The sequence below is a fragment of the Microbacterium sp. P2_F9 genome (genome assembly GCF_056403635.1).
On sequence record NZ_JBFUFC010000262.1, the window covers coordinates 1 to 4,113 of the forward strand.

Annotated in this window: 3 protein-coding genes; all 3 read right to left on the bottom strand. The window is 67.6% G+C overall.

Annotation, left to right across the window (positions count from 1 at the left end; translation table 11 throughout):
* Positions 1 to 47: 47 nt before the first annotated feature.
* From AC1DVT_RS18385 to AC1DVT_RS18395, 3 genes are read right to left on the bottom strand one after another with little or no spacing between them, the layout of a single operon-like run.
* On the bottom strand, positions 48 to 1,673 hold the full coding sequence (locus AC1DVT_RS18385) for a solute symporter family protein (RefSeq protein ID WP_457099369.1): 1,626 nt from the start codon (positions 1,671 to 1,673) through the stop codon (positions 48 to 50).
* Positions 1,670 to 2,020 carry a DUF485 domain-containing protein gene (locus AC1DVT_RS18390; protein ID WP_477390624.1) on the bottom strand — a complete coding sequence of 117 codons (351 nt, stop codon included), beginning with the start codon at positions 2,018 to 2,020 and terminating at the stop codon, positions 1,670 to 1,672. The genes AC1DVT_RS18385 and AC1DVT_RS18390 overlap by 4 nt, the downstream gene beginning before the upstream one ends.
* 44 nt (positions 2,021 to 2,064) lie before the next feature.
* Entirely contained in the window at positions 2,065 to 4,005 is a 1,941-nt protein-coding gene (locus AC1DVT_RS18395) for an AMP-binding protein (RefSeq protein ID WP_477390626.1), read from the bottom strand.
* Between the last annotated feature and the right edge of the window lie 108 nt (positions 4,006 to 4,113).

Here is a 4,113-nt window from a genome sequence, read left to right on the forward strand (position 1 = left end):
GCCCCGATCGGCTCCCCCAGGGTCCGATCGGGGCCGCTTCCACGTCCTTAGTGGGTCGTGGCCTTCTCGGCGCCGTGTCCCGACAGCGAACGCACGTCCATCTCGGCGGCGCGCCGGCGGTTCTCCGAGCCGGGCTTCGACACGATGGAGCCGAGCCAGCCGAGGAAGAACCCGAGCGGGATCGAGACGATCCCCGGATTGTTCAGCGGCCAGATCGCKACACCGACGTTCTTGAAGACGCTGGTCTCGGTGCCCCAGAACACGGGCGAGAGCAGGATCAGGATGATCGCCGCGGCGAGTCCGCCGTACATGCTCCAGACCGCGCCTCGGGTCGTGAACCGGCGCCAGTACAGCGAATACAGGATCGTCGGCAGGTTCGCCGACGCCGCGACGGCGAAGGCGAGAGCCACGAGGAACGCGATGTTCTGACCCTGCACCGCGATGCCACCGAGGATAGCCAGGATCCCGATCACGATCACCGTGCGACGAGCGACCTTCACTTCGCCGTCCGGGGGCACGTTGCCCTTCTTCCAGACGCTCGCGTAGATGTCATGGGCGAACGAGGCCGCCGCGGTGATCGTGAGGCCCGCCACCACCGCGAGGATCGTCGCGAACGCGACCGCCGAGATGAAGCCCATCAGCAGCGGTCCGCCGAGGGCAAGCGCGAGCAGCGGCGCAGCGGAATTGACGCCGCCCGGCGCTGCCTTGATCACGTCGGGACCGACGAGGGCGCCCGCTCCGTAGCCGAGCACCAGCGTGAACAGGTAGAAGATGCCGATGAGCCAGATCGCCCAGACAACCGAGCGGCGCGCCTCCTTGGCGGTCGGGACCGTATAGAAGCGCATGAGCACGTGCGGCAGGCCCGCCGTGCCGAGCACCAGAGCGATCGCGAGCGAAATGAAGTCCCACGGGTTCTTGCCGTATTGCAGGCCCGGGCCGAGGATCGCGTCCTTCGGGGTGGTCGTCGATGCCGCGACCGCGCTCTCGAGCAGAGCGTTGAAGCTGAATCCGTTGATGGCCAGCACCCATACCGTCATGACGAGCGCGCCGCCGATGAGCAGGAAGGCTTTCACGATCTGCACCCAGGTCGTGCCCTTCATGCCGCCGATGAGCACGTAGATGATCATGAGCACACCGACGACGGCGACCACGAGCGACTGACCCAGCTTGTCGTTGATGCCGAGCAGCAGCGCGACCAGACCGCCTGCGCCGGCCATCTGCGCCAGCAGATAGAAGAGGCAGACGGCGAGCGTCGTCACGGCAGCCGCCATGCGCACCGGACCCTGCTTCAGCCGGAACGACAGCACATCGGCCATCGTGAACTTGCCGGTGTTGCGCATGAGTTCGGCAACGAGCAGGAGCGCGACGAGCCACGCGACGAGGAAGCCGATCGAGTACAGGAATCCGTCGTACCCGTTGATCGCGATCGCCCCGGTGATGCCGAGGAAGGATGCGGCGGACAGGTAGTCGCCCGAGATCGCGAAGCCGTTCTGCGGCCCCGTGAACGACCGGCCGGCGGCGTAGTAGTCCGCGGCGGTCTTGCTGTTGCGACTCGCGCGGATGACGATGAGCAGCGTCACCGCGACGAAGGCCGCGAAGATCGAGATGTTGAGGATGGGGTTGTTCTCCACCGTCTGGACGGTGGCGTGAACAGCGCCGAAGAATTCGTTCACTCGCCCGCCTCCTGACCCTCGAGGTCATCGCGGATCCGCGCTGAGAGCGGGTCGAGATGGCGGTTCGCATACGAGACGTACCACATCGTGATCGCGAACGTCGTGACGAACTGACCGAGGCCGAGAAGCAGCCCCAGTGTGACCAGGCCCCAGACCTTCTGCGCCATGAAGTCCGGTGCGAAGGACGAGAGCAGAACGAACGCGAAGTACCAGACGAGGAACGCCACGGACAGCGGGAACACGAAGCTCCGGTGCTTTCGCTTGAGCTCGAGGAACTGCGGCGTACGCTCCTCGGCGAGGTAGTCGAGGCCGCCCGGAGGGGCGGTTTCGGTGGGGGATTCGGACATTCTTGAAGGCCTCCTTGCCTTGTGGTGTCGCCGCTGAGATGGTCTCAGCGGGCGTCGTGCAGCGCGCGGTCGCGGCCGCGGACGGCCTCGACCAGCGCATCGAGGACCGTGGGGTCCTCGATGGTCGCGGGGGTGCGGAATGGCTCGCTATCGACGATCTGCCGCATCGTCTTGCGCAGGATCTTGCCGGATCTGGTCTTGGGCAGCCGGTCGAGGATCATCACGTCGCGGAACGCCGCGACGGGGCCGATGTGCTCGCGCACCAGGGCGACGAGCTCGGCCTGGAGGGTGTCGTGATCGACATGCTCGTGCGCTTTGAGCGTCACGAAGCCGGCCGCCCGCTGTCCTTTCAGCGCGTCGTGCACGCCGATGACGGCGCACTCTGCGACGGCGTGGTGGCGGGTAATGACCTCTTCGAGCGAGCCCGTCGAGAGGCGGTGTCCCGCGACGTTGATGACATCGTCGGTGCGACCCATGACGAACACATAGCCGTCCGCGTCGATGTATCCGGCATCCCCCGTCGCATAGAAGCCCGGGAACGCATCGAGGTACGCCTCGCGGAACCGTTCGAGGCGTCCCCAGATGCCGGTGAGCGCGCCGGGTGGAAGGGGAAGGCGCAACGCGATATTCCCCTCGGGCGAAGCGCCGCCCGCGCCGGTGCCGGTGACATCCCGGCCGCGGCTGTCGAGGATGCGCACGTCGTAGCCCGGCATTGGCACCGCCGTCGACCCGGCCTTGGCTGCGAGCGGCTCGAACCCCATGGGGTTCGCGCAGATCGGCCAGCCGGTCTCGGTCTGCCACCAGTGGTCGACGATCGGCACGCCGAGGCCTTCGTTCGCCCAGTGCCAGGTCTCGGTGTCGAGCCGCTCGCCGGCGAGGAACAGCGTCTTGAGACCTGCCAGTGCACCCTCGGGCAGCTCCTCGAGGTCCGGGTCGACGCGACGGATGGCGCGCAGCGCCGTGGGCGCCGTGAACATCGCCTTCACGCCGCACTCCTGCACGGTCCGCCAGAACTCCCCGGCATCCGGCGTGCCCACCGGTTTGCCCTCGTAGAGCACGGTCGTCGCTCCCACTAGGAGCGGTCCGTAGACGATGAAGGAGTGTCCGACGACCCACCCGACGTCGGAGGCGGTGAACATCGTGTCACCTGGTCCGATGTCGTAGATGTTGCGCATCGCCCAGGCAAGCGCCACGGCATAGCCTCCGGTGTCGCGGACGATCCCCTTCGGGTCACCAGTGGTGCCGGAGGTATAGAGGACATACAGCGGATCGGTCGATACGACGGGCACCGGTGCGACCGGATGCGCTGCCGCGACGACCTCGTCCCAATCGCACCAGCGGACGCCATCGACCGTTCCGGCGAAGTCGGCGGCGCATCCTGGGACGGCCGCACGATCGCGCACCACGACCGTGCGGACGATCCCGGGTGCCGCCTCCAGAGCCTTCCGCACGATCGGCAGATATTCCACGACGCGGCCGGGCTCGAGTCCCCCCGAGGCCGTCACGAGCACCGTCGGCCGTGCGTCGGCGATCCGCACGGCGAGCTCGGTGGCCGCGAATCCTCCGAACACCACCGAGTGCACGGCGCCGAGCCGCGCGCAGGCGAGCATGGCGATGACCGCCTCCGGCGTCATCGGCAGGTAGAGCAGCACGCGGTCCCTCCGGTCGACGCCGAGCTCACGGAGTGCGCCCGCGAATTCGGCGACCCGGTCGCGCAGCTGCTCGTAGGTGTAGTCCTTGCGCGTGCCCGTCATGGCCGAGCGGTAGCGGAGCGCGACGAGATCTCCCCTGCCCGCCTCGACATGACGGTCGAGGCAGTTCGCACTCAGGTTCAGCGCGCCATCCGGAAACCAGCTCCACTCGGCATCCTTCTCGGCGAGCGCGCGGCGCGGCGGCACCGTCCAATCGATCGCGGCTGCGGCATCGAGCCAGAATGCGGCGGGCTCGTCGAGACTGCGCCGCCATTCCGCGTGGTAATCGACCATCGGCGCTCTCCTTCGGGTGCCTTCCCCGAGCGGACGTCCGTTGTCGACCCGGTGGTATGGTCGACGCTACGAATCAACTCGACGCTGGCGTCACCCCCAGAAGTAGGT